Origin of the sequence: Flavobacterium sp. (genome assembly GCF_003525665.1) — a bacterium.
Lineage (GTDB): Bacteria > Bacteroidota > Bacteroidia > Flavobacteriales > Flavobacteriaceae > Flavobacterium.
In genome coordinates, this window is sequence record NZ_DQDX01000055.1 from 1 (window position 1) to 2,196 (window position 2,196).

Here is a 2,196-nt window from a genome sequence, read left to right on the forward strand (position 1 = left end):
GTCTAATTATATAAAGAAATACTAAAATCTTATAAATTTACGTTTAGAAAATACGTCTATCTTTACAAAATCAAAAATTAAAAAAAAATACTCCTATGGAAAATCAAAAAAGTAACTCGTCATTAAAAGTTGTAATTGCCGTACTTTCACTGCTATTACTAGGAAGTTTATTCTACATTTACAAGTTAACAACTGATACTTCTAACTTAGAAACTGTTGTGAAAAGTGAAAAAACTGAGAAAGAAAATGTATTAAAAGATTTGGAAGAATTAAAAACAACTTATGATGCAGCCATTGCAGAAAACACCTCAATGAGTGATGAACTTATTGCAGAAAGAGAAAAAGTTGTAAACTTAATTACGCAATTAGAAAAATCTAAAGGAACTGTTGCAGAACTTTCTAAATACAGAAGTCAATACAATACTTTGCAAGTAAAAATGAACAGTTTAATGCAAGAAGTAGAAGTGTTGAAGAAAGAAAATCAAACATTAACTACCAATCTAGATTCAACAAAAGTAGTTCTTGAAGATACTAAAAACTACACCAAAACGCTTGTTGGACAAAACGAAGAATTGACTAAAACGGTTGAAAAAGCGTCTAAATTGACCATTTCAAATTTAAAAACGTCGGCCTACAAAAAAAGAAGTTCTGGTAAAGAAATTGCTACTGAAAAAGCAAGTAGAGCAGATGTTTTAAAAGTGAGCTTTACAATTGCAGAAAATGCGGTTGCAAAAACTGGCGACAAACAATATTATGTTCAAGTAATTGATAGCAAAAACAATGTTCTTGGCGATAAAGCTACAGCAACATTTGGAGAAAACTCATTGACTTACAGTTTTATAACGACAGTTAATTACGAAAACAAATCGGTTCAAGTAACAGAAAATTTACCTGGTAAAGATTTTGCAAAAGGAACTTACTTTGTTAATGTTTTTGACAAAAACGAATTGGTTTCTAAAACTAGTTTCACACTAAAATAATCTCCATTATAATTGACTCAAAAGGTGCGCAATTGCGTGCCTTTTTTTGTTTATAACTTGCGAGTTTATCAACTACTACTAATAGCTTTTTGGTGTTATTTTGTGTACTTATCTTAAATCAATGAGCAACAAAAAAAGTGTACCAATTTTAATTGGAATAATAGGTCTTCTATTAATTCTTCTTGCAGGAAGTATTGGGTACATTTTGGGTGGAAATTCATCAAATGCTATTACAGAACCTTCAAGCATTAGCAATGATAAAAAAGTATTGCAAGAAATTGAAGAATTAAAGTTGATGTACGACACTAAAATCGCTGATAAAACCAATACTTACAAGGCGTTACAAGAAGAAAAAGAACGCGTAAAAATCTTAGTTTTAGAATTAGAAAAAACCAAAGGCGATGCCAATTCGCTTATAAAATACAAAACAGAATATCAGAATTTAGAATCTAAAATGAAGATTTTAGTGGATGAAATTGTGGTTTTAAAAGGCAAGAAAAGCAAAGTCGTTTCAAAAACTCCGAAGCCTAAACCAACAAAAGAAATCACAAATTCTACCGAGATTACGCTTCCTAAAACAGAAAATGTTGTTCCTAAAAAGGAAATTCAGGTTGAAGCCAAAAAAGAAGTTGCTACAGTAAAACAAGAAGATATTTTTTCTAAAGTTGCTACGTCCAAACCAGAACCAGTAGTTACTAAAACCGAAACACCAGCACAACCAAAATCTTCAGAAAAAAAATATTCGAAAGTTTCTATGTCGAATGTGAAAGCTGGAGCCTTTATTTCTAAATCGGCATCCAAACAAGAAGAAACTACAAATGCAAGTCGCGCCGATTTGCTTAAAATTACATTTACTTTAGACGGAAATCCGAATGCTAAAGCCGGCGACAAAACTTATTATTTTCAAATCATCAACGGAAAAAACAATGTTTTAGGAAAACGCGTCACCGAATTTTTCGAGAACGAATCATTGACTTACAGTTTCAAAAAATCATTTGATTACAACAACGAAACTACAACCATTACTCAAGAATTTCTTCAAGATGAGTTCCAAAAAGGCGTTTATTTTATCAATATTTTCGATAGAGATGATTTGGTTGGGAAAACGAGTTTTACTTTGAAGTAAAGGTAAAATTTATCTTGTCATTGACCTTTAGCTAAAAAAAACTCCATTAAATCTCCCGAAACTTCGGGATAAAAGAGGTTGTTTTTTTAT

2 protein-coding genes are annotated in these 2,196 nt (G+C 30.9%); both read left to right on the top strand.

Going from position 1 to position 2,196, the window contains the following annotated elements; genetic code table 11:
* The first annotated feature begins 95 nt into the window (after nucleotides 1-95).
* Nucleotides 96-980: a hypothetical protein gene (locus DIU01_RS03905; protein WP_290831939.1), complete on the top strand. Its 885-nt coding sequence runs from the start codon at nucleotides 96-98 to the stop codon at nucleotides 978-980.
* A 121-nt stretch (nucleotides 981-1,101) separates the two neighbouring features.
* Nucleotides 1,102-2,106, top strand: coding sequence for a hypothetical protein (locus tag DIU01_RS03910; protein ID WP_290831940.1), 1,005 nt, complete (start codon nucleotides 1,102-1,104; stop codon nucleotides 2,104-2,106).
* Nucleotides 2,107-2,196 lie beyond the last annotated feature (90 nt).